The sequence below is a fragment of the Micromonospora sp. LZ34 genome, from assembly GCF_052981855.1.
Map to the genome: position 1 here is coordinate 163,738 of NZ_JBRIQN010000008.1, position 20,675 is coordinate 184,412.

21 protein-coding genes are annotated in these 20,675 nt (G+C 75.4%); 7 read left to right on the forward strand and 14 right to left on the reverse strand.

The genetic code is table 11. The features are described 5' to 3' along the window. The first annotated feature begins 52 nt into the window (after positions 1-52). The gene (locus ACVCAH_RS12090) at positions 53-496 is read left to right on the forward strand and encodes an SRPBCC family protein (protein ID WP_447136172.1); all 444 of its coding nucleotides are present in this window, start codon (positions 53-55) and stop codon (positions 494-496) included. 21 nt (positions 497-517) lie between these two features. Here ACVCAH_RS12090 and ACVCAH_RS12095 read toward each other — a convergent pair whose 3' ends face one another. Next, complete coding sequence (locus ACVCAH_RS12095; RefSeq protein WP_447136173.1) at positions 518-1,276, reverse strand: DUF2470 domain-containing protein; 759 nt, start codon at positions 1,274-1,276, stop codon at positions 518-520. A gap of 70 nt (positions 1,277-1,346) precedes the next feature. Between ACVCAH_RS12095 and rpsD the strand changes: the two genes are divergently transcribed. Next, positions 1,347-1,958 carry a 30S ribosomal protein S4 gene (gene rpsD, locus ACVCAH_RS12100; protein ID WP_447136174.1) on the forward strand — a complete coding sequence of 204 codons (612 nt, stop codon included), beginning with the start codon at positions 1,347-1,349 and terminating at the stop codon, positions 1,956-1,958. Between the two features lie 49 nt (positions 1,959-2,007). On the opposite strand, the gene ACVCAH_RS12105 is transcribed toward rpsD, so the two are convergent. Together ACVCAH_RS12105 and ACVCAH_RS12110 are read right to left on the reverse strand one after the other, a co-directional pair. Then, positions 2,008-3,810, reverse strand: a complete 1,803-nt coding sequence (locus ACVCAH_RS12105) for an ABC transporter ATP-binding protein (protein ID WP_447136175.1) — start codon at positions 3,808-3,810, stop codon at positions 2,008-2,010. Further along, a complete protein-coding gene (locus ACVCAH_RS12110) occupies positions 3,807-5,693 on the reverse strand; it encodes an ABC transporter ATP-binding protein (protein WP_447136229.1) in 1,887 nt (628 codons plus the stop codon). The genes ACVCAH_RS12105 and ACVCAH_RS12110 overlap by 4 nt, the downstream gene beginning before the upstream one ends. Positions 5,694-5,859: 166 nt before the next feature. On the opposite strand from ACVCAH_RS12110, the gene ACVCAH_RS12115 reads away from it, so the two are divergent. The 3 genes from ACVCAH_RS12115 (at position 5,860) to ACVCAH_RS12125 (ending at position 9,518) form a co-directional block, all read left to right on the forward strand. After that, positions 5,860-6,489, forward strand: a complete 630-nt coding sequence (locus ACVCAH_RS12115; RefSeq protein WP_447136176.1) for a TIGR03085 family metal-binding protein — start codon at positions 5,860-5,862, stop codon at positions 6,487-6,489. A gap of 123 nt (positions 6,490-6,612) precedes the next feature. Continuing rightward, entirely contained in the window at positions 6,613-7,554 is a 942-nt protein-coding gene (locus ACVCAH_RS12120) for a terpene synthase family protein (RefSeq protein WP_447136177.1), read from the forward strand. 137 nt (positions 7,555-7,691) lie between these two features. Then, positions 7,692-9,518 (forward strand): AMP-dependent synthetase/ligase, encoded by a 1,827-nt coding sequence (locus tag ACVCAH_RS12125; RefSeq protein ID WP_447136178.1) that lies wholly within the window; start codon positions 7,692-7,694, stop codon positions 9,516-9,518. 50 nt (positions 9,519-9,568) lie between these two features. On the opposite strand, the gene ACVCAH_RS12130 is transcribed toward ACVCAH_RS12125, so the two are convergent. Together ACVCAH_RS12130 and yczR are read right to left on the reverse strand one after the other, a co-directional pair. Continuing rightward, positions 9,569-9,790, reverse strand: a complete 222-nt coding sequence (locus tag ACVCAH_RS12130; RefSeq protein WP_447136179.1) for a hypothetical protein — start codon at positions 9,788-9,790, stop codon at positions 9,569-9,571. A 65-nt stretch (positions 9,791-9,855) separates the two neighbouring features. Then, entirely contained in the window at positions 9,856-11,310 is a 1,455-nt protein-coding gene (yczR, locus tag ACVCAH_RS12135; protein ID WP_447136180.1) for a MocR-like transcription factor YczR, read from the reverse strand. A gap of 57 nt (positions 11,311-11,367) precedes the next feature. On the opposite strand from yczR, the gene yczE reads away from it, so the two are divergent. After that, positions 11,368-12,021: a membrane protein YczE gene (yczE, locus tag ACVCAH_RS12140; RefSeq protein WP_447136181.1), complete on the forward strand. Its 654-nt coding sequence runs from the start codon at positions 11,368-11,370 to the stop codon at positions 12,019-12,021. An 83-nt stretch (positions 12,022-12,104) separates the two neighbouring features. Then, complete coding sequence (locus ACVCAH_RS12145) at positions 12,105-12,566, forward strand: hypothetical protein (protein ID WP_447136182.1); 462 nt, start codon at positions 12,105-12,107, stop codon at positions 12,564-12,566. Between the two features lie 21 nt (positions 12,567-12,587). Here the strand turns inward: ACVCAH_RS12145 and hisF are convergent, their stop codons facing one another. The 9 genes from hisF to ACVCAH_RS12190 form a co-directional block, all read right to left on the reverse strand. Then, the gene (gene hisF / locus ACVCAH_RS12150) at positions 12,588-13,355 is read right to left on the reverse strand and encodes an imidazole glycerol phosphate synthase subunit HisF (protein WP_447136183.1); all 768 of its coding nucleotides are present in this window, start codon (positions 13,353-13,355) and stop codon (positions 12,588-12,590) included. 73 nt (positions 13,356-13,428) lie between these two features. Next, positions 13,429-14,433, reverse strand: a complete 1,005-nt coding sequence (locus ACVCAH_RS12155) for an NADP-dependent oxidoreductase (RefSeq protein ID WP_447136184.1) — start codon at positions 14,431-14,433, stop codon at positions 13,429-13,431. Then, positions 14,430-14,855: an organic hydroperoxide resistance protein gene (locus ACVCAH_RS12160; RefSeq protein WP_447136185.1), complete on the reverse strand. Its 426-nt coding sequence runs from the start codon at positions 14,853-14,855 to the stop codon at positions 14,430-14,432. The genes ACVCAH_RS12155 and ACVCAH_RS12160 overlap by 4 nt, the downstream gene beginning before the upstream one ends. A gap of 6 nt (positions 14,856-14,861) precedes the next feature. Further along, on the reverse strand, positions 14,862-15,308 hold the full coding sequence (locus tag ACVCAH_RS12165) for a MarR family winged helix-turn-helix transcriptional regulator (RefSeq protein WP_447136186.1): 447 nt from the start codon (positions 15,306-15,308) through the stop codon (positions 14,862-14,864). 47 nt (positions 15,309-15,355) lie between these two features. Continuing rightward, positions 15,356-16,942, reverse strand: coding sequence for a hypothetical protein (locus ACVCAH_RS12170; protein ID WP_447136187.1), 1,587 nt, complete (start codon positions 16,940-16,942; stop codon positions 15,356-15,358). A gap of 16 nt (positions 16,943-16,958) precedes the next feature. Then, the gene (locus ACVCAH_RS12175; RefSeq protein WP_447136188.1) at positions 16,959-17,507 is read right to left on the reverse strand and encodes a hypothetical protein; all 549 of its coding nucleotides are present in this window, start codon (positions 17,505-17,507) and stop codon (positions 16,959-16,961) included. A gap of 51 nt (positions 17,508-17,558) precedes the next feature. Next, positions 17,559-17,837 (reverse strand): hypothetical protein, encoded by a 279-nt coding sequence (locus ACVCAH_RS12180; protein ID WP_447136189.1) that lies wholly within the window; start codon positions 17,835-17,837, stop codon positions 17,559-17,561. Positions 17,838-17,883: 46 nt separating this feature from the next. After that, positions 17,884-18,051 (reverse strand): helix-turn-helix domain-containing protein, encoded by a 168-nt coding sequence (locus ACVCAH_RS12185; RefSeq protein ID WP_447136190.1) that lies wholly within the window; start codon positions 18,049-18,051, stop codon positions 17,884-17,886. Between the two features lie 17 nt (positions 18,052-18,068). Next, on the reverse strand, positions 18,069-20,633 hold the full coding sequence (locus ACVCAH_RS12190) for an AAA family ATPase (RefSeq protein WP_447136191.1): 2,565 nt from the start codon (positions 20,631-20,633) through the stop codon (positions 18,069-18,071). Positions 20,634-20,675: the final 42 nt, after the last annotated feature.

Sequence of the window (20,675 nt, forward strand, 5' to 3'; positions counted from 1 at the left end):
GTTTCGTAGCACTGACCCGGCAGCGCCAGCCGACGTGACTAGAGGAGAAGACATGTCGCCCATCGTCACCACGATCGAGGTCGCCCGCCCGCCGGCCGAGGCCTTCGCGTACGTCACCGACCCCACCCGCTTCGCCGAGTGGCAGCAGGACGTCGTCAGCGTCCGGATGGCCGACGGCCGCCCACCCGCCGTCGGTTCGCGGTTCACCACCACGCGCCGCATCGGTCGCGGCGAGCAGGCGATGACCCAGGAGATCACCGAGATCAGCGCGCCGAGGAGCTGGGCCGCGCGCGGCGTGGACGGGCCGATCCGGCCGGACGCGACGATCACCGTCGAACCGCTCTCCGGCGGCGCCCGGTCGCGGATCACGATCAGCCTCGACTTCCGCGGCAGCGGGTTCGGCGAGTTGATCGTCCCGGTCGTCCGCCGGATGGCCGCGAAGGCGGGGCAGGCCAGCTTCCGCAACCTGAAGGAGCGACTCGACCGGGGCGCCTGACCAACCGGCCGCCCCGACGGGTCAGCCGCCGTCGGTGGGGTGGGTCGTGACGTGCCGGCAGAGCATCGGGTGCAGCAGCCGGACCAGCTCGGCGTGGTCGGCCACCGGGTGCGGGAAGGCAAGCCGCGCCCGGCGGCGGGCGGCGGGCCGGCCGTAGGTGACGACCAGGCCGTACCGGTCGATCCGGACCACCCGGGGCGCGACGTCGGTGCCACTGTCGGCCAGCCCGAGCTGCCGGCGGACGTAGCGGGCGACCTCGGCGGTGTGGTGGTCGGCGAGGTCGGCCAGCAGCTCCCCCTCGACCGGGTGCAGCGGATCCGGCTCGGCCTCGGCGTACGCCGCCGGGTCGATGCGGCGCACCGAGCTGCCGCGTTCCCAGCGGGCCTCGACCACCTCGAACCGGAACAGCCGGAACCGGGTGCCGACGTCGAGCAGGTCACCGGTCGGCTCCACGGCCGCAAAGTCCACCGCCGCCCGGCGGGCCTCGTCGCCGTCGAGCCGGGTGGCCCAGCCGGAGACCCAGGCTCGGCCGAGCGCCGGCGCGCCGGCGGTCGGGGGCAGGTCGAGCACGTCGAGCACCACCGCGACGTCGGCGTCACCGTCGACCGGACGCAGCACCGCGGCGAGGTCGCTGACCACCGGCACCAGCAGCAGCACCCGCCCCTCCGGGTCGGCGACGTGCCGGACGTGGTGCGGGCCGGGCCGGTGGGCCGCGTGGACGAGGCCGGGCAGCCGGCCCGCGACGAGGGTTCGGACGATCTCCGCCGGGCTGGGCCGCATGGCACGACCTCCTCAGTAGGTTAGGCTTACCTAAGTTGCAGACTAGAGCACCGGAACGGAGACGTCCAGCGTGAACCACCCCAGGCCCAAGGCCCGGCTCTCCCGCGCCCTCGGCATCCCGCTGACCCGCAAGTGCGTGCGGTACTTCGAGCGGCGGCCCTTCCCGCCGGGCGTGCACGGCCGGCAGCGCCGCAAGACCTCGGACTACCAGGTGCGGCTGCTGGAGAAGCAGCGCCTGCGCCACCAGTACAACGTCAGCGAGTCGCAGCTGCGCCGCACCTTCGACGAGGCGGCCCGCGGCGCCGGCAAGACCGGCGAGACCCTGGTCGCGCTGCTGGAGCGGCGGCTCGACGCGGTGGTGCACCGGGCCGGGCTGGCCCGCAGCATCTACCAGGCCCGGCAGCTCGTCGCGCACGGGCACTTCACGGTCGACGGCCGCAAGGTCGACCGGCCCTCCTACCGGCTGCGCCCCGGCCAGGTGGTGGCCGTCCGCAAGCGCAGCCGCGCCGCGCTGCCGTTCCAGCTCGCCGCCAGCGGCGCCAACGCCGGCGACGGGCCGGGCCGGCCGTACCTGTCGGTCGCGCTGACCGAGCTGCGCGCCACCCTGCTGCGCGAGCCCGCCCGGCACGAGGTGCCGGTGATCTGCGACGAGCAGCTGGTGGTGGAGTTCTACTCGCGGTGACCCGCGCGCCGGGCCCGGCGCGCAGGCGCCGGCCCGGGCCCGGCCGGGCTCAGCGGGTCTGCTCCAGCCAGGAGGCGTAGAGCAGGCCGTAGACCGACTCCGGGTCGCGGGCCAGCTCCTCGTGCGGGCCGCGCTGCACGATCCGCCCCCGGTCCACCACGATCACCTCGTCGGCGGCCTGAGCGGTGGAGAGCCGGTGCGCGATGGCGAGGGTGGTCCGGCCCCGGGTCACCGCGTCCAGGGTGCGTTGCAGCCGCACCTCGGTGGCCGGGTCGACCGCGCTGGTCGCCTCGTCGAGCACCAGCAGGTCCGGGTCCGCCACGTACGCCCGGGCCAGCGCGACCAGCTGCCGCTCCCCCACGCTCAGCGCCTCGCCGCGCTCGCCCACCGGGGTGTGCAGCCCGGACGGCAGGCCGTCCAGCCAGTCAGCCAGCCCCAGCTCGGTGAAGGCCGCGGCGAGCTCGGCGTCGGTCAGCTCCGGCCGGGCGAACCGGACGTTGTCGGCCACCGTGGCGTCGAACAGGAAGCCGTCCTGCGGGACCATCACCACCCGCGACCGCAGCGAGGCGAACCGGACCTGGTCCAGCGGCACGCCGGAGAGAAGCACCGCGCCGGCGGTCGGGTCCATCAGCCGGGTGAGCAGCTTGGCGAAGGTGGTCTTGCCGCTGCCGGTCTCGCCGACCACCGCCACCCGGCTCTTCGCCGGGATCTCCACGTCGATGTCGTGCAGCACCGGCGGGCCGCCCGGGTAGGCGAAACCCACCCCGGCGAACCGGATGTCCAGCGGGCCCGGCGGCAGCTCCCGGCCCTGCTCCCCCGGGTCGGCCACGTCCGGCGCGACGTCCAGCACGTCGAGCACCCGGCGCCAGCCGGCGATCGCGTTCTGCGCCTCGTTGAGCACCTCGGTGGCGATCTGCACGGGCTGGATGAAGAGGGTCACCAGGAACAGGAACGCGGTCACCTCGCCGATGCTCAGCGTGCGGTCCGCGCCCAGGGTCACCCCGAGCACCACCACGCCGGCCAGCGCCACCCCGGCGGCCAGTTCGCCGACCGAGCTGCCCAGGATGCTGATCCGGATCGCTCGCTGCTGCGCCCGGCGCTGGCTGTCGATCGCCTCGTCCAGCCGGCGCGCGGTCCGCCCGGCGATCCCGTACGCCCGGATCACCGGCGCGCCCACCACGCTCTCCCCGATCGCGCCGAGCAGCGCGCCGGTGCGCTGCCGGACCACCCCGTAGGCGGTGCCGAGGCGGCGTTGCAGCACCCGGATCACGAACACCGCGGGCAGGAAGGCGGCGAAGACCACCAGAGTCAGCTGCCAGGAGTACGCGAGCATCACCAGCGTGGTGACCACCAGCTGACCCAGGTTGATCACCAGGATCACGCCGCCCCACTGGACGAACTGGGTGATCTGGTCGACGTCGCTGGTCACCCGGGAGACCAGCGAGCCCCGGCGCTCGGACTGCTGGTGCAGCATCGACAGGTCGTGCACGTGCCGGAACGCCCGGATCCGCACGTTGGCCAGCGCCGTCTCGCTGACCGTGAACAGCCGGCGCATCATCAGGTAGCCGCAGAGCGTGGTCACCACCAGCACCCCGGCGGTGATCAGAACCACGGTCCAGACCACCCCGAAATCGAGGCCGCCGACGATGCCCCGGTCGATGCCCTGCTGTACGGCCACCGGCACGGCCGCCCGCCCCACCATGTAGACCAGCGCCAGGGCCAGGGTGCCGGCCAGGCCGACCCGCAGCTCCGGGGAGAGCGCCAGCCCGCGGCGCAGGGTCCGCCACGTCGTCTCGGTCGGCTCGGGCTGCTCGGCCCTCTCCGCCCGCTGCTCGGACGCCGTAACACTCACCGGTCCACCTCGATCTCCAGGCCCGAGGTCAGCGGCGGCGTGACCTCGTCGTCGTACGGCCGTTCCTGCGCGCGGTCGACCTCGGCCTGCTCGTAGGCGGTGACCAGGTCGGCGTAGCCGGGCACGGTGGCGAGCAGCTCGGTGTGCGTGCCCCGGGCCACCACCCGCCCCTGCTCCAGGTAGATCACCTCGTCGGCCAGCGCGATGGTGGCCCGGCGGTAGGCGACCACCAGGATCGACGCGGCCGGCGTCGACCCGTCGGCCGCCGAGGAGCGCAGCCCGGCCAGGATGGCCGCCTCCACCCGGGGGTCGACCGCGCTGGTCGCGTCGTCGAGCACCAGCAGGCGGGGCCGGCCGGCCAGCGCCCGGGCCAGGGTGAGCCGCTGCCGCTGCCCACCGGAGAGCGAGGTGCCCCGCTCGCCGACCCGGGTGTCCAGCCCGTCGGGCAGCGCCGCGACGAACCCGTCCGCCTCGGCCAGCCGCAGCGCGGCCCAGACGTCCTCGTCGCCGATGCCCGGCCGGTCCAGCGCGATGTTGGCCCGGACGGTGTCGTCGAAGATGAACGGCACCTGGGCCACCAGCGCGGCGGTGCCGGCCAGCGAGGCGGCGGTGAGCCGGCGGACGTCCACCCCGTCCAGCGCGACCGTGCCGGCGCGCGGGTCGACCAGCCGGACGGCCAGCGAGGCGATCGTCGACTTGCCCGCCCCGGTCGGCCCGACCAGGGCGACGGTCTTCCCGGCCGGCACGGTGAAGGTGACCTCGCCGAGCACCTCGGCGCCGGGCAGGTGCGCCTCGGCCGGCTCGTAGCCGAAACAGACGTCGGTGAAGGCGAGCGTGGCCGGCCGCGGGTCGGCCGGGTCGAGCACGATGTCGCCGTACGGCATCTCGCCGGCGGCATCCAGCACCCGGCGCACCCGGTCCCAGCCGGCGACGCTGCGCGGCAGCTCGGCCAGCACCCAGCCGATGGCCCGCACCGGGAACGCCAGCACGGTGAACAGGAAGGCCACGCTGACCAGCTCGGCGACGCTGATCGCGCCCTGGCGCAGCCGGAACGTGCCGACCACCAGCACGGCGAGCGTGCCGAGGCTGGGCAGCGTCTCCAGCATCGGGTCGAAGACCCCGCGCAGCCGGCCCACCGCGACCAGCGCGTCGCGCAGTTCCCCGGCCCGGTCGGCGAACCGGCGGGTCTCCTGCGCCTCCCGGCCCATCGTCTTGACCACCAGGGCGCCGTCGAAGCTCTCGTGGGCGATGCCGCTCACCTCGGCCCGCAGCCGCTGGGCCCGGGCCTGGCGCGGGGCCATCCGGCGGGAGTAGACCACGTTCAGCGCGAACAGCGCCGGGAAGACGGCCAGCCCGACCAGGGCCAACGCCCAGTCGGTGAAGAAGAGCGAGGCCACGGCGCCGACCAGCATCACCAGGGTGCCGACCGCGAAGGGCAGCGGCGCGATCGGGTACCAGGCGGCCTCCACGTCGGAGTTCGCGTTGGACAGCAGGGTGCCGGTGGCGTTGCGGTGGTGCCAGGACAGCGGCAGCTCCAGGTAGCGGCGGGTGACCCGGCGGCGGTACGCGGCCTGGAGGCGGTACTGCATGTAGCCGGCGCCGAGCCGGCGGCCGAAGATGCCGGCAACCCGCAGCACGCTGATCCCGAACAGCGCGGCGGCGGCGAGCGCGAGCGTGCCCACCCCCACCGAGCCGCGGGCGATCGCCGGCACCACCACGTCGCCGACCACCGCGCCGACCACGTACGCGCTGGCGATCACCATGCCGCCGAAGAGCACGCTGCCGGCCACCGCGACCGAAAAGATGCGCGGCTGCTCCCGGATCGCCCGACCGAGGACGGCCAGCCCCCGACCGAGCACGTCCCGACTTGTCCTGCTCGCCACGCTCTCCCCCGCCGTAAGCCGCAATTATCTCCCTCATCCTTACCGGTCGGGGCGAGCTCCGCCGACCCGGACCGGTATGGCCACCGTCACGCGCGCGCCCGCCGAGCGGGCGCCCCGCCGGCGCCGGAGCGGCGCGGCCGGACGGGGTTCGGCCTAGGATCGATCCATGTCGCGGTACGCCCGATCGGAGCGCGAGGCGCTCGCCGACCTGATGTTGACGCTGGGACCGGACGCACCGACGGTCAACGAGGGGTGGACCACCCGCGACCTGGCCGCGCACCTGGTGGTGCGGGAGCGGCGGCCGGACGCCGCGGGCGGGATCGTGCTCGCGCCGCTGCGCGGGTACGCCGAACGGGTCCGCCGGCGGATCGCCGCCCGCCCCTGGGCGCAGTTGGTCGGGCAGGTGCGCCGCCCGCCGGTGTGGAGCCCGGTGAGCAATCCGGTGACCGACGAGCTCGCCAACATCCTGGAGTTCTTCATCCACCACGAGGACGTGCGCCGGGCCGGGGAGCGGTGGCAGCCGCGCGACCTGCCGGCCGGCCTCTCCACGGCGCTGTGGCGGCGCTGCTCCCCGCTGGCCCGGCTGGCGCTGCGCCGGTTCCCGGCCGACCTGTTCGTCCAGGCCCCAGGGCACGGCGAGGTATCGGTGGGGCGCGGCGGCGAGCCGGTGCGGATGGTGGGGGCGCCGGGCGAACTGGCGCTGTTCCTGTCCGGCCGGCAGCGGGTCGCCCGGGTGCAGATCGACGGCCCGCCGCAGCTGGCCGTCCGGCTCCGCGGTGCCCACCTGAACATGTGACCCACTGTGCACAATCGGTCACACACAGACGCGAAAGTCGTCCACCCGATGGATCTGTACCGATCCCTGCTCCCGTAGGCTGTCCGGCGTCGTCCCGTGGGGGGCGGCGCGACAGGGGGCACCATGCGGACCTTCGCGGTCTCGGCGCTGCGGGAACCCCCCTTTCCCGCCGGGCGCCATGACAGCACGGACCAGGTGGCTCGGCAGAGCATCGAGTGGGCACGCAGTCTCGGGCTGATCGATAGCGGGCAGCGACTGCGCCGGGCCGATGTGGCCGGGCTGGCCGGACGGGCCTGCCCACACGGGCCGGTCGAGCGGCTGCGGCTCCTCTCCGACCTGGTCGCCTGGCTGTTCGTGGTCGACGACGCCTGCGACGAGGACGGCCTGGGCGACGCGCCGACCCGGCTCGCCCCGACCGTCGCCGCCCTGCTCGACGTGCTGGACCGGCACGGCGACCCGGAAGCGCCGTTGCCGACCACCGCCGGCCCGCTCGGCGACGCGCTGGACGACCTCTGCCGGCGGATCCGGGCGGCCGGGCCGCCGGCGGCGCTGCTGCGCTTCACCGGCCAGGTGCGCGACTACCTGCTGGCACTGCTCTGGGAGGCGGCGAACCGGGAACAGGACCGGGTCCCGCACCTGGCGGAGTACGTGCAGATGCGCCGGCACACCGGCGCGGTCGGCCCCAGCCTCACGCTGACCGAACTGGCCCTCGGCGGGCACCCGCGGGCGGCGCAGCGGGCCGATCCGGCGCTGGTCGCGCTGGACCTGCTCGCCGTCGACCTGATCTGCTGGTGCAACGACGTCTTCTCCTACGGCAAGGAGCGGCGCTCCGCGCCGGACGGGCACAACCTGGTCACCGTGATCGCCCGGGAGACCGGCGGCGACGAGGCGGCTGCGCTGCGGGCCGCCGCCGACCGGTTCAACGACACCCTGGCGGCCTACCTGGCGGCGGAGGCGGCCCTGCTGCCCGACGCGGACGCCGGGCTGCGCCCGGCGCTGGTCGCCCGGCGTAACTGGATCCGGGCCACCTACGACTGGTCGCTGGTGGCCGCCCGGTACGCCTGAATCCGCGCCCACCTCGCGGGACGGCGCCGGCCGGTGATCGCCGGGACTAGCCGACGCCCGGCGGCAGGCAATACTCTTCGGTAACGAACACCGACGTGACGACCGTCACGCCTCCACCCCCGAAGGCGGCTACAGCGATGGCTCTCGATGTACCGTACCGTTCCATCCCCGAAATGTTCCTCAAGCGCGTCGCGGCGACCCCCGACCGTGACGCCTTTGCCCATCCGGCCCCGGACGACTCCGGCCCGGTCTGGTTGTCCTGGGCCCAGGTGGCCACGCGCGCCAAGGCCGTCGCCGCCGGCCTGCACGACCTCGGCGTCGGCCAGGAGGACCCGGTGGCCATCCTGGCCAACACCCGGCTCGACTGGGTGATCGCCGACCTGGGCATCATGTGCGCCGGCGGCGCGACCACCACCGTCTACCCGACCACCGAGCCCGAGGACGCGACCTACATCATCGCCGACTCCGGCTCCCGGGTGCTGTTCGCCGAGAACCCGGCCCAGGCGGCGAAGGTCTCCGGGGCCCACTTGCCGGCGCTGACCCACGTGGTGCTCTTCGACGGGACCCCCGACCCGGCCGCCGCGGTACCCCAGCTCACCCTGGCCCAGCTGGAGGAGCGGGGCGCGGCCCGGCTCGCCGCCGAGCCGGAGCTGATCGAGAACATCGTCGCCGGCCTCGGCCCGGACCACCTGGCCACGCTCATCTACACCTCCGGCACCACCGGCCGCCCGAAGGGCGTCGAGCTGCTGCACGGCGGCTGGTGCTGGGAGGGCGTCGCGCAGGCCGAGCTCGGCCTGCTCCGCGACGACGACCTGCAGTACCTCTGGCTGCCGCTGTCCCACTCGTTCGGCAAGACCCTGCTCTGCGGCGCGATCCACGTGGGCCTGCCGACGTACGTTGACGGGCGGGTGGACAAGCTGGTCGACCTGCTGTCCGTGGTGCGGCCGACGCTGATGTGCGGCGCGCCGCGGGTCTTCGAGAAGGTCTACAACAAGGCCGTCACCACGGCGCAGGACGCCGGCGGCGCGAAGGCGAAGATCTTCGCCTGGGGCGTCCGGGTGGGCAAGGAGAAGGTCGCCCTCGAGCAGGCGGGCCGGCCGGTCCCGGCCGGGCTGAAGCTGAAGTACGCGGTCGCGGAGAAGCTGGTGTTCAGCAAGCTCCAGGCCCGCCTCGGCGGGCGGATCCGGGTGCTCGTCTCCGGCGCCGCCCCGCTCAGCCCGGACATCGCCACCTTCTTCGCTGCGGCCAACCTGCCGATCTCCGAGGGCTACGGCCTTACCGAGACCAGCGCCGGCAACTTCGTCAACCCGCCGGAGGGGCTGCGCATCGGCACCGTCGGCAAGGCGATGGGCGACCTCGAATGCAAGATCGACACCGACGGCGAGATCCTGGTCCGCGGCCGGCCGGTGATGCGCGGCTACCACAACCTGCCGGAGGAGACCGCGGCCGCGTTCACCGAGGACGGCTTCTTCCGCACCGGTGACATCGGCACGCTGGACGCCGACGGCTACCTGAAGATCACCGACCGGAAGAAGGACCTGGTCAAGACCTCCGGCGGCAAGTACATCGCGCCGTCGCACATCGAGGGCATGTTCAAGGCCACCTGCCCGTACACCTCGCAGGCGGTGGTCATCGGCCAGGCGCGCAACTACTGCACCATGCTGGTCACCCTCGACCCGGACGCGATCAAGGGCTGGGCCGCCGGCACCGCGCTGGAGGGCCGCAGCTACGCCGAGATCGTCGCCTCGCCCGAGGCGAAGGCCATGGTCGAGGAGTACGTCGCCCAGCTCAACAGCAAGCTCAACCGCTGGGAGACGATCAAGAAGGTGACCATCCTGCCGCGCGACCTGACCATCGAGGACGGCGAGATCACCCCGTCGTTGAAGATCAAGCGCCGGGGCGTGGAGAGCAACTTCGCCACCGAGATCGAGAAGATGTACGCCGGCACGCTCGCCGAGATCTGAGCGGTCCGCGGTCCGCGCCCGGCTCCCCGGCCGGGCGCGGACCGCTTCCGTCACAGGTGGTGGCCCCGCCATCTGGTCTGCTCCGCCTCGGCGGCGAGCTGCTCCTCCAGCGCCACCTGGCGGACCTGCCGCCGCCGCGGCGCGTCGACGGCGGTCTGCACCCCCACGATCGCCACCGCGGCCGCGGCGAGCACGGCCAGCGCGACCAGCTCGGGCAGCCGCCCGACCACCGGCACCAGCGCGACAGCAGGAGCGCGCCGCGGTCCCGGCACGGGCTCCGGTCGGCGCGGGGTCGGGCCGGCGCCTTCGGCACGACACCCCGGCCGGTGCCGGCGGGTCAGGCGATGACGGCCGGCTCCCGCCACCGGGGCCGGCCGCCGCGGTCCAGGTCGTAGCGGACCGCCGCGATCCGACCGACCGCCTCCACCAGGTCGGCGGCGGGCAGCGTGAACGGCAGCCGCAGGAAGCGTTCCAGCGTCCCGTCCAGCCCGAACCGGGGTCCGGGGGCCAGCCGTACGCCGACCTCCTCGGCGGCCCGGGCGAGCGCGCTGGAGATCGGCCCGTCCAGTTCGGCCCAGAGGGTGACGCCGCCGCGCGGCACGGTGACCCGCCAGTCCGGCAGCCGCTGCGCCAGCGCGCCGAGCAGGGCGTCCCGCTGGGCGGCGAGCTGGGCCCGCCGGGCCGCGACGATGGCCGGCGCGTCGGCCAGCAGGTGCACCGCGACCAGCTGGTCCAGCACCGGGCTGGCCATGTCCACCCCGACCCGGGTCGCGGCCAGCCGCTGCACCTGCGGCGCGGACGCGCGGACCCAGCCGATCCGCAGGCCGCCCCAGAACGGCTTGCTCATCCCGCCGATGGTGACCACCCGGGAGTGCCGGTCGAACACGGCGGTCGGCGGCGGCACGGTCGTGCCGTCCAGCGGCAGGTCCACGAAGGACTCGTCGACGACCAGGTCGGTGCCGACCGCGTGCGCCGTGGCGACCAGCCGCTCGCGCAGGTCGGCGGGCATCAGGTGGCCGGTGGGGTTCTGGAAGTCCGGGATCAGGTAGGCCAGCTTCGGTCGGGTCTGCCGCAGACTGCCGAGCAGCAGGTCGGCGTCCCAGCCGGCCTCGGCGCCCAGCCCGTGGGTGGTGATCCGGGCCCGCCGCGCCGCGAGCGCGGCCAGCGCGTTCGGGTAGCTCGGCGACTCGACCAGCACGCCGGCGCCGGGCGCGAGCGCCAGCCGGAGCACCAGGTCCAGGGCGTGCTGGGTGCCGTTGGTGACCATGATCTGGTCAGCCGAGGTGGGCAACCCCCGCTCGGCGTACGCCTGCGCCACCGCCTCGCGCAACTCGACGATCCCGGTCGGGTGGTAGCCGGCGCCGCCCAGGTAGCGGGGCAGGTCCTCGGCGGCGGCCCGGGCGGCCGGCACCAGCTCGGCCGGGGCGGCCAGCGCGGCCACGCCCAGGTCGATCATGTCGTGGTCGTCCTGCGGGGTCCACAGGCCGGTGCTGGCCACCCGGTGGGTGCGGGGCAGCATGGTCCAGCTGCCGGCGCCGCGCCGGCTGGCCAGGTGGCCGCTCTCGCGCAGCTCCCGGTAGGCGGCGCTGACCGTGGTACGGCTGATCCGCAGCGCCTGGGCCAGCTCCCGTTCGGCCGGCAGGCGGACGCCCAGCGGCAGCCGGCCGTCGGCGAGCAGGCCGCGCACCGCGCCGGCCAGGGCGGCGTAGTCGGGGCTGCGCCGGCGGCCCGGAAGGGCATGCCACTGGCCGAGCAGCCGGGCCAATTGGACTCCCCGCACCTGGCTAGTCATGCCACTCCTCCGATATTGGCTCTTCAGCGCTCCGGATTGGCCCCTAGGGTGGCATGCATGGCAACGGTTGGCAATCTGCGGTACCGCCCCCTCCGGCGGCTGACCCAGCTCTACGCGGGCCTCGCCCTCTACGGGATCAGCATGGCCCTCATGATCCGGTCGGGGCTGGGCCTGAACCCGTGGGACGTCTTCCACCAGGGGCTCGCCCGCGGCACCGGGTTGTCCTTCGGCACCGTGACCATCGCGGTCGGCGCGCTCGTCCTGCTGCTCTGGATCCCGTTGCGGCAGCGCCCCGGCATCGGCACGGTGAGCAACGTGGTGGTCATCGGCCTGGTGGTGGACGCCACGCTGGCGGTGCTGCCGGCCGGCGGGCCGCTCGCCGTCCGGATCTGCCTGCTGGTCACCGGCATCGTGGCCAACGGCGCGGCCACCGGCCTCTACATCGGCGCCCGGCTGGGCCCCGGCCCCCGCGACGGGCTGATGACCGGCCTGGTCGCCCGCCGGCCCGGCTGGTCGATCCGGGTGGTCCGCACCGCCATCGAGGTGGCCGTGCTGGCGGTGGGCTGGCTGCTCGGCGGCACCGTCGGCGTCGGCACGGTGGCGTACGCGCTCGCCATCGGGCCGTTGACCCAGCTGTTCCTGCCCCGGTTCACCGTCGCCGAGCCGCCGCTGCCCACCTCGGGCCGGGCCGCGCCGGTGCCGGCCGGCTGAGCGGCGTACACACGTCGTCGCCCAGGGTGCGGGGGGCGGGCCGGGTGTTCCCTTTTGGCCGCGGTGCCCGGCAGAATCTGCGCATGGGGGAGAGCGGATGGCGCTGGAGCGACGCCTGGATCTTCGTCTCGTTGGTGATCGCCAGCGGTGCCGGACGGCACCGCCGGTCCCCGTCCAGCCGGCGGCCCGAGGGGGTGCGGCTGGCCGACGTGCTCTCCACCGCCGACCACCTGAACCAGGCGATCCCGGAGCGGCACGAGGTGGAGGAGGCGGTCCGCCGGCTGGTCGGCGCCGGCCTGGTCGACGTCGCCGACGGCTGGTTCCGGATCACCCCCGACGGTGAGCGGCTGTGGCGCACCCGTCCCAACGCCGGGCTGGCCACCACGGTCGACACCGTGCAGGGCGTGCTGAGCCGCCGGCAGCCGCCGGTCCACGCGGAGTGGCGGCTCGACGAGGCCGACCACGCCGCCGCGGTGCAGGAATATCTGGTGCGCTCGATCCCGGCGCCCCGCCGCTCCCCGGAGAACCGGGCGCACCGGGACTGACGCCCGGCCGCCGCCGCCGGCTCAGCGGACGGGGTGGCCCGCCCCGCGCAGCACGTCCTTGACCTCGGCCACGGTGAGCTCACCGAAATGGAAGACGCTCGCGGCGAGCACCGCGTCCGCGCCGGCGCCGACCGCCGGCGGAAAGTGCGCCACCTCGCCGGCGCCGCCACTGGCCACCACCGGGACGTCCACCACCCGGCGCACCGCCCCGATCAGCTCCAGGTCGAACCCGGCCTTGGTGCCGTCGGCGTCCATCGAGTTGAGCAGGATCTCGCCGGCGCCCAGCTCGGCGCCCCGGCGGGCCCACTCGACCGCGTCCAGCCCGGTGCCCCGCCGGCCGCCGTGGGTGGTGACCTCGAAGCCGCTGGGCGTGGTGCCGGCCGGCGCGCGCCGCACGTCCAGCGAGAGCACCAGCACCTGCCGGCCGAACCGGTCGGCGATCTCGGCGATCAGCTCCGGCCGGGCGATCGCCGCGGTGTTCACCCCGACCTTGTCGGCGCCGGCCCGCAGCAGCGTGTCGACGTCGGCGACCTGCCGGATGCCGCCGCCGACGGTCAGCGGGATGAAGACCGACTCGGCGGTGCGCCGGACCACGTCGAGCATGGTGCCCCGGTCGCTGGAGGAGGCGGTGACGTCGAGGAAGGTCAGCTCGTCCGCGCCGGCCCGGTCGTACGCCGCGGCCAGCTCGACCGGGTCACCGGCGTCGCGCAGGTCCAGGAAGTTGACCCCCTTGACCACCCGTCCGGCGTCCACGTCCAGACAGGGGATCACCCGTACCGCCACCGTCATGCGGCGAGCCTATCCCGTCGGCGGGCCGCGGCGGCCGACCCGGACGGGCTGGCCGCCGCCGACGAGGCCCGGGTCACACCCGGACGAGCATCTTGCCGAAGTTCTCGCCGCGCAGCAGGCCGAGGAACGCCTCGGGGGCGTTCTCGATCCCGTCGACGACCGTCTCGTCGTAGCGAACGCTGCCGTCGCGCAGCCAGCCGGACATCTCCCGGACGAACTGCCCGCGCAGCGCGCCGTGGTCGCCGACCAGGAAGCCGCGCAGGGTCAGCCGCTTGCCGATGACCAGCGCCAGGTTGCGCGGCGCGGCCGGCGGCTCGGTGTCGTTGTACTGCGCGATCATGCCGCAGATCGCGGCCCGGCCGTGCGGGCGCATGGCGGAGATGGCCGCCTCCAGGTGGTCGCCGCCGACGTTGTCGAAGTAGACGTCGATGCCCTCGGGCGCGGCCGCCTTCAGCGACCGGCGGACCGGCCCGTCGTGGTAGTCGAACGCCACATCGAAGCCGAGCGCGGTCAGCCGCTCCACCTTGGCCGCCGAGCCGGCGCTGCCGACCACCCGGGACGCCCCCTTGAGCTTGGCGATCTGCCCGACCAGGCTGCCCACCGCGCCGGCCGCGGCGGAGACGAAGACCGTCTCGCCCGGCCGCATCCCGGCCACCTCGAGCAGCCCGGCGTACGCGGTCAGCCCGGTCATCCCGAGCACGTGCAGGTACGTGGTCACCGGCGCCAGGTCGGGGTCGACGGTACGCGCGGAGCCGGCGTCGACCAGCGCGTACTCCCGCCAGCCGAGGCCGTGCAGCACCCAGTCGCCGGGCGCGAAGCCCTCCGCCTCGGCGGCCACCACCTCGCCGACCGCGCCACCGTCGAGCGGCGCGTCGAGCCGGAACGGCGGCAGGTAGGACTTCACGTCGTTCATCCGCCCGCGCATGTACGGGTCGACCGACAGGTACCGGTTGCGTACCAGGAGCTGGCCCGGCCCGGGCCTCGGCACCTCCGTCTCGACCAGCCGGAAGTTCTCCGCGGTCGGCCAGCCCTCGGGGCGGGACGCCAGGTGGATCTCCCGGTTCACCGGCCCGCTCACGCCGCCGCCCGGACGGTGAGCGCGACGTCGATGTTGCCCCGGGTGGCGTTGGAGTACGGGCAGACCTGATGCGCCTGCGCCACCAGCTGCTCGGCGGCGGCCCGCTCGACGGCGGGCAGGTCGACCAGGAGCGTGACGGTCAGCCCGAAGCCGCCGGCGCCGTTCGGGCCGATGCCCACCTCCGCCTCGACGACCGAGCCGGTCACGTCCGCCTTGGCCCGGCGGCCGACCAGCCGCAGCGCGGAGTGGAAGCAGGCCGCGTAGCCGGCGGCGAAGAGCTGCTCGGGGTTGGCGGCCCCGCCGGCCCCACCCATCTCCTCCGGCACCGCGAGGTCGAGCGCGAGCGTGCCGTCGGAGGTCTGGACGTGGCCGTCGCGGCCGTCACCGGTGGCCCGGGCGGACGCGGTGTAGAGCACCTGCATGAGGGGTCACTGCTCCTTCTGTCGGTGGATGGTCTCGGTGACCCGGGTGAGGGTGTCCCGGATGGCGACCAGCTCCGCCGCGGTGAGCCCGGTGGCCCGGGCCACCCGCAGCGGGACGTCCGCCATCCGCTCGCGCAGCGCCCGACCCTCGGGGGTCAGGCCCACCTCGACCCGCCGCTCGTCGCGCGCCGAGCGCCGCCGGACCACCAGGCCCGCCCCCTCCAGCCGCTTGAGCAGCGGAGAGAGCGTGCCGGAATCCAACCGCAGACGCGCGCCGAGCTCGGAGACCGTGGGCGCGGAGTCGTCGTGCTCCCAGAGCACCAGCAGCACCAGGTACTGCGGGTAGGTCAGCCCGAACCGGTCGAGGATCGGGCGGTAGACGTCGGTCAGCGCGCGCGACGCCGCGTAGAGCGCGAAGCACACCTGCCGGCCCAGCACCAGATCATCGGTCACCCGAAAACCGTAGCGCACAATTGAGTTGTGCACAATCTGTCGGCCGGTCACCCGACGCAGAGCGGCACGTCCGGCGGGACGGTCTCGGACCGCTTCACCACCACGCTCTCGTCGCCGAGTTCGCCCCGCTGCCTGATCGGCTTGGTCTTGAACACCCTGAGGAAGAAATTGACCACGTCGGCCACCACCTTCGGGATCGAGTAGCTGATCCCGTAGCGCATGGTGACGCTGAGCCCGGCGCCCCGGCAGACGATCAGGCCCGCCCCCGAGCCGAGGCTCGCCCCGACCGTGGCGCGCAGGCCGGCATACACCCCGGCGGTGAACCCGAGCGCCCCGATTCCCACGGTGAACTTCACGTCGTACGCGACGAGCAGCCCGCTGGCTCCGATCGAGACGCCGGTGATCGAGTTCGTCAGGCTGTTGCGGACGGCGAAGCCGCTCGGCATGACCGGGCCCCAGTACGGCCGGTGGTACCCGTAGCCGAGAGCGCCGGTCAGCGCGTACTCGCCGGCGGCGTCCAGCCGGCCGTCCTTGGCGCTGAACGCCGTCTTCACCTCCAGCAACTGGTCCACGGTGGCCGAGAAGGGCACCCCGAGCAGCGTCCCGATCGGGACGCTGAACTGCGTCGGCACCACCACCGACCTGGCCAGGTTACGGACGTTGCCGACCGTGGTCGCCGCCTTGACCGCCACCCGGAGGCCGGCGCCGCCGGTGATGCTGAACTCCGCCCGGGTGACCGTGCCGCCGGAGATGGCGAGATCGAACGTGGCCGTCGGCCGGTTCATCAGCAGGGTCACCGAACCGGTCATCCGGATCTCGCCGTCGTCGTGCTCGAACCGCGCGGTGACCCCGTCGGAGCAGCACTCCGTCGTCAGCCGGAGAGGACCCGCCTGTGCCGACTGCTGGTTGGCGACCCGGGCCGGTGGCGCCGCCGGGCGCGGCGCCGGCGCACGGACCGGGCGCGACCGGCCGAGCGGCGCCCCGCCGCCCGCTGCGACCCGGACCTGCCCGCCGCCGACCTCGCCCGGCCCGCCGCCACCGGCGCCGCCGGTGCCCTCACCCGGCTCGCCGCCGCCCGGCACGCCGGTGTCCGCGCCTGGCACGCCACCGCCGGTGCCGCCGCCCGGCGGGGCGTCGGGCGGCAGGTCCGCGGCGACCCAGGCCGGCGTGCCGGCGGAGTAGGCGATCGGCCGGTCCAGCGGCACCGGGGCGTCGGTGCGGAAGGTGCCGTCCCGGATCACCTCGGTCAGCTCGACCGGACCGATGGTCACCGCCAGGTCGCCGCCGTCGCGGCGGGCGTCCACCACCCGGCCGACCGCCCGGGAGGTCAGGAACATGACCTTGCCCGGGGCCAGTTCGTCCGCCCGGTCGGCGTCCGGGTCGATCCGCCAGGTCAGCCCGTCGTCGGTCACCGACCGCACCGCGGCGCCGCCGCCGCCGACCAGGACCACGTCCGGCTGGTACGTGACGTCGGGGTGCGGCCGCGGCGCGAGCCCGTACCGGATCGCGTCCGCGTGGTACGGGTCCATCCGCTCGCCGCCCGGCGGCCGGTCGCCCTGGCAGGCCCCGGTCACCACCAGTACGGCCAGCGCCGTCAGCACGGCGAGCCAGCGGGCGGAGCGGTTCGTCCTCATCGCCGCCGCGCCCCGCTCAGAGTCGTCCGGCCACGGTACGCGCCACCTTCTCCAGCGGCGCGCGGTTCTCCGCCGGGTCGTTGAGCCGGACCAGGCGCACCGACACCCAGACCCCCGAGCCGTTCACGAAGACCGCCTCGTGGCTGGCGTACGCCTCGTCACCGACCCCGGCCAGCGGCCGCAGCTCGTGGCCGAGGTCGCGCTCGATGTCCAGGAACTTCTTCGCCCCGCCGCCGACGAAGACCTCGACCTGGGCGGTCGGCCCGCTGACCGGCCCGTTGTAGGTGCAGGTCTCCCGCACCGGCCGGGCGTCCTCCAGTGGCGTGCCGGCGAGCTGTTCGGCCTCCCGCCTGGACAGCAGCGCGCACGGGTCCGGCGCCGACGCCGCCGGCGTCGGGGACGGCTCGGCGGCCGCGGTCGCGGTGGCCACCACCTCCGGCGGCGGCGCGCCGCCGGCCGCGGGCGGGGTGTCCTCCGTGCCGCCGCAGCCGGCCAGCGGCCCGGCCAGTCCGAGCAGCCCGGCCAGCAGCAGCACGGACGGCCGGTGACGACGAATCTGCTTCACCTCGACGTCCCTCCTTCGTGGATCGATGGCCGGAGCTCCCCGGCGGAACGGTCATGACGGGTCTGCTCCGGCCCGGGGCGCCGCGCCCTCCGGCGCGACGATCCACTCGGCCGGCCCGATCCGGTCCACCCGCCAACCGGCGGCGGCGGCCACCGCCGCCACCGTCTCCGCGTCGGGCCCCTCGACCAGTGCCAGCACCACGTCGTCGGCGGGGATCCGCAGAGCGCCCCGCAACCGGGTGGTGCCGGTGGTCAACCCGTCGACGGGCTCGCCGGTGCCCTCTCCCGGGCCCCGGTCGTAGCGTTCGAGCACGAACAGTCGAGCGGCCATGCGTCGACGCTAGGTCGGCGCGGCGCCGGGGTAATCGGGTGTTTCCCTATCCTTCGACGTCGGCGCGGGCCATCACCGCGCCCAGCTCCGCCCGGCTGGCGACGCCCAGCTTCCGGTAGACCCGGGCGAGGTTCGCCTCGACGGTCTTCGGGCTGATGAACAGTGTGTCGGCGATGACCCGGTTGGTGCGGCCGGCGGCGGCCAGCCGGGCCACCTCCAGCTCGGTGCCGGTCAGCTGGCGGGGCGCCGGCGGCCGGCCGCCGGTACGCTCCGCCTCGGCGCGGGCCCGGCCGCCAGGGCTTCCGCGCCGAGCGCGTCGAACTCGGCGGCGGCGGCGGTCAACGCGTCCCGCGCCTCGCGCCGACGCCGCAGGCGCCGGTACGCGATTCCGGCCACCATCAGGCAGCGGGCCCGGTCCAGGGGCAGTACGTCGACCGGCACCGCGGCCCGGGCGGCGGCCAGTTCAGCCAGCGCGTCCGACGGGTCCCGGCCCAGCGCGCCGACGAGCAGCACCCGGCTGCGGGCCAACCCCAGCGTGGTCCACGGTCGCGGCAGCCGCCGGTGCCGGACGGCCAGCCGGTCCAGCACCGCCTCGGCGGTGGTCAGGTCACCGGCGCCGACGCAGGCCTCCAGCCAGTCCGGTTCGAACCGCTGGGCGATCGGCTCGACCAGGCCCAGCTCGTCGACGGTCACCGCCAGCTCGCCGTAGTGCCCGGCGGCCACCGGCATCCGCCCCGCGCTCAGCGCGACGAAGCCGGCGAGCTGGGCGTAGATCCGCCGCCGCCAGCGGTCGTCCAGCTCGGCGGCCCGGCGCAGCCCCTCCGCGGCGATCCGGTCCGCCTCGGGCAGTCGCCCCCGGTGGGCCAGCAGCAGCCCGTCCAGCCAGTGCTCGCCGGCCGAGTCGGTGCCGTACTGCTCACCCAGCTCGCGGGCGGCGGCGATGTGCGTGGCGGCGTCCGCCCACCGGCCGGCGAGCAGTTCGGTCTCGCCCAGTTGGCAGAGCAGGTCGTGCTGGGACGGCTCGTCGCCACGGGCGACCGCCCGGTCCAGCATCCGGTGGAACCGGTCGCGGGCCCGCCCGTGCTCGTCCACCGACCGCCACCAGATCGCCGGCACCGTGCCGGCCAGCCAGGACGGCTCCTCCCCCTCCAGCTCCAGGCCCCGCGCCAGCAGTTCGGCCCGCGCCGGCAGGCCGGCCCGCACCTCGTTGAAGAAGAGCAGCAACAGGGCGGCGGCGTGCACGGCCCGGTGGCGCGGGCTGTCGGCCAGCAGGGCGACCGCCGCCTCCGCGTGCCGCCGGGCCGTCTCCGGGGCGTCCCGGAAGAGGCTGAGGTGGGCGTGGATCCGGCCGGCCAGCGTCGATCCGGCCGGCGCGGACGCCAGGGCCGTTTCGGCCGCGGTCCAGGCCGCTTCCGCCGGCTCGTCGGAACTCCAGGCGACGACCGCCCGCAACAGCAGTGCCTCCGCGCGCGCCGGACCGGTCAGCTCCTCGGCCGCGCGGTCGGCGGCCGCTCGGGCGGCGGAGTAGTCGCCGCAGTCGTTGCGGCACTCCACGGCGGCCAGCCGCCACCTCGCGTGCTCGACGCCGGGCGACGCGAGCCGGGCCGCGCTGTCGTACAGGCCGGCGGCCGTCTCCGGCGCGCCCCGGCTGCGCTGCCGGGCGGCGGCCGCGGCGATCTCGGCCGCCGCCGCCGGATCCGGCCCGGTGACGCAGCGGGCCAGCTGCCGGGCCCGCTCGTCGGGGTCGAGCGCGGTGTCGGCGAGCAGCCGGTGCAGCCGGCCGCGCACTCCGGGCGGCACGTCGCCGCGGACCGCCGCGGCGTACACCGGGTGGGCGAACCCGACGACCTCGCCGCGCACCACCACCAGGCCGGCCTCCTCGGCCGCGTCGAAGGCGGCCGGCGGCACCCCGGCGCGGGCCATCCCGGCCAGCGTGGGAACTCCGGAGAGGGCGGCGAGGCGCACCGCGTGCCGGGTGTCCGGCGGCAGCGCGGCCACCCGGTCGGCGACCAGCTGCCGCAGCGACGGTGCGGCCGGCAGGTCGGCGCCCGGGGCCGGCAGCTGCGGCAGGCGGAGCACCGCCCGGGCCAGCTCGATGGCGAGCAGCGGGTTGCCGCCGGCCTCGGCGGCGATCCGCACCAGCAACGGCCGGGGCAGCGCCGTCCCGGTCTCGGTACGCAGCACGTGGTGCAGCGCCCCCACACCGAGCGGGCCGAGCGCGATCCGGTCCGGCCGGGCGCCGGTGGCGCCGTGGTCGAGCCCGAGCGGGGCCGGGTCCGTGCCGGCCCGTTCACTGCGCGCGGTGACCAGCACGGCGATCCGCGGCACCAGCCGGCGCACCGCGAACCGGAGCGCGCGCTCGCTCGGCGGATCGAGCCAGGGGGCGTCGTCGACGGCCACCAGCAGCCGCGGCACCGCCGAGTCGGCGGCGGCGAGGCCCAGCAACGACCGGATGGCCACGCCCACCGTCCGCTCGTCGACCGGCTGCCCCGGCTCGTCCCCGGTGAGCAGCACCCCGGCCAGCGCGGCGCGCTGCGGCACCGGCAGCTCGGGCACCCGGGCGGCCAGCGGGGCCAGCAGGTCGGCCAGCGCCGCGAACGGCAGCGCGGCCTCCGTCTCGGTCGGCGCGCAGGCCAGCACCAGCCAGCCGGCCCGCTCCGCTGCGGCCAGCAGCGCCCGGTGCACGACCGTCTTGCCGATCCCGGCCGGCCCCTCCACCAACACCGGGCGGCCCTCGTCCAGCGACCGCCGGGCGCGGCCGACCACCACGTCCCGACCGACGGCCGCCCCGCTCACCGGGTCAGTCTTCCACCGACCGGCGGCCCCGGTCGAGCACCG

Bases quoted from the DNA above. Each gene is read 5' to 3' on its own strand.
- ACVCAH_RS12160 (WP_447136185.1), bottom strand. From the start codon at position 14,855: ATGCAGGTGCTCTACACCGCGTCCGCCCGGGCCACCGGTGACGGCCGC.
- ACVCAH_RS12145 (WP_447136182.1), top strand. From the start codon at position 12,105: ATGGGGGAGAGCGGATGGCGCTGGAGCGACGCCTGGATCTTCGTCTCG.
- ACVCAH_RS12125 (WP_447136178.1), top strand. From the start codon at position 7,692: ATGGCTCTCGATGTACCGTACCGTTCCATCCCCGAAATGTTCCTCAAG.
- ACVCAH_RS12095 (WP_447136173.1), bottom strand. From the start codon at position 1,276: ATGCGGCCCAGCCCGGCGGAGATCGTCCGAACCCTCGTCGCGGGCCGG.
- ACVCAH_RS12115 (WP_447136176.1), top strand. From the start codon at position 5,860: ATGTCGCGGTACGCCCGATCGGAGCGCGAGGCGCTCGCCGACCTGATG.
- yczR (WP_447136180.1), bottom strand. From the start codon at position 11,310: ATGACTAGCCAGGTGCGGGGAGTCCAATTGGCCCGGCTGCTCGGCCAG.
- ACVCAH_RS12180 (WP_447136189.1), bottom strand. From the start codon at position 17,837: ATGGCCGCTCGACTGTTCGTGCTCGAACGCTACGACCGGGGCCCGGGA.
- ACVCAH_RS12090 (WP_447136172.1), top strand. From the start codon at position 53: ATGTCGCCCATCGTCACCACGATCGAGGTCGCCCGCCCGCCGGCCGAG.
- ACVCAH_RS12120 (WP_447136177.1), top strand. From the start codon at position 6,613: ATGCGGACCTTCGCGGTCTCGGCGCTGCGGGAACCCCCCTTTCCCGCC.
- hisF (WP_447136183.1), bottom strand. From the start codon at position 13,355: ATGACGGTGGCGGTACGGGTGATCCCCTGTCTGGACGTGGACGCCGGA.
- yczE (WP_447136181.1), top strand. From the start codon at position 11,368: ATGGCAACGGTTGGCAATCTGCGGTACCGCCCCCTCCGGCGGCTGACC.
- ACVCAH_RS12170 (WP_447136187.1), bottom strand. From the start codon at position 16,942: ATGAGGACGAACCGCTCCGCCCGCTGGCTCGCCGTGCTGACGGCGCTG.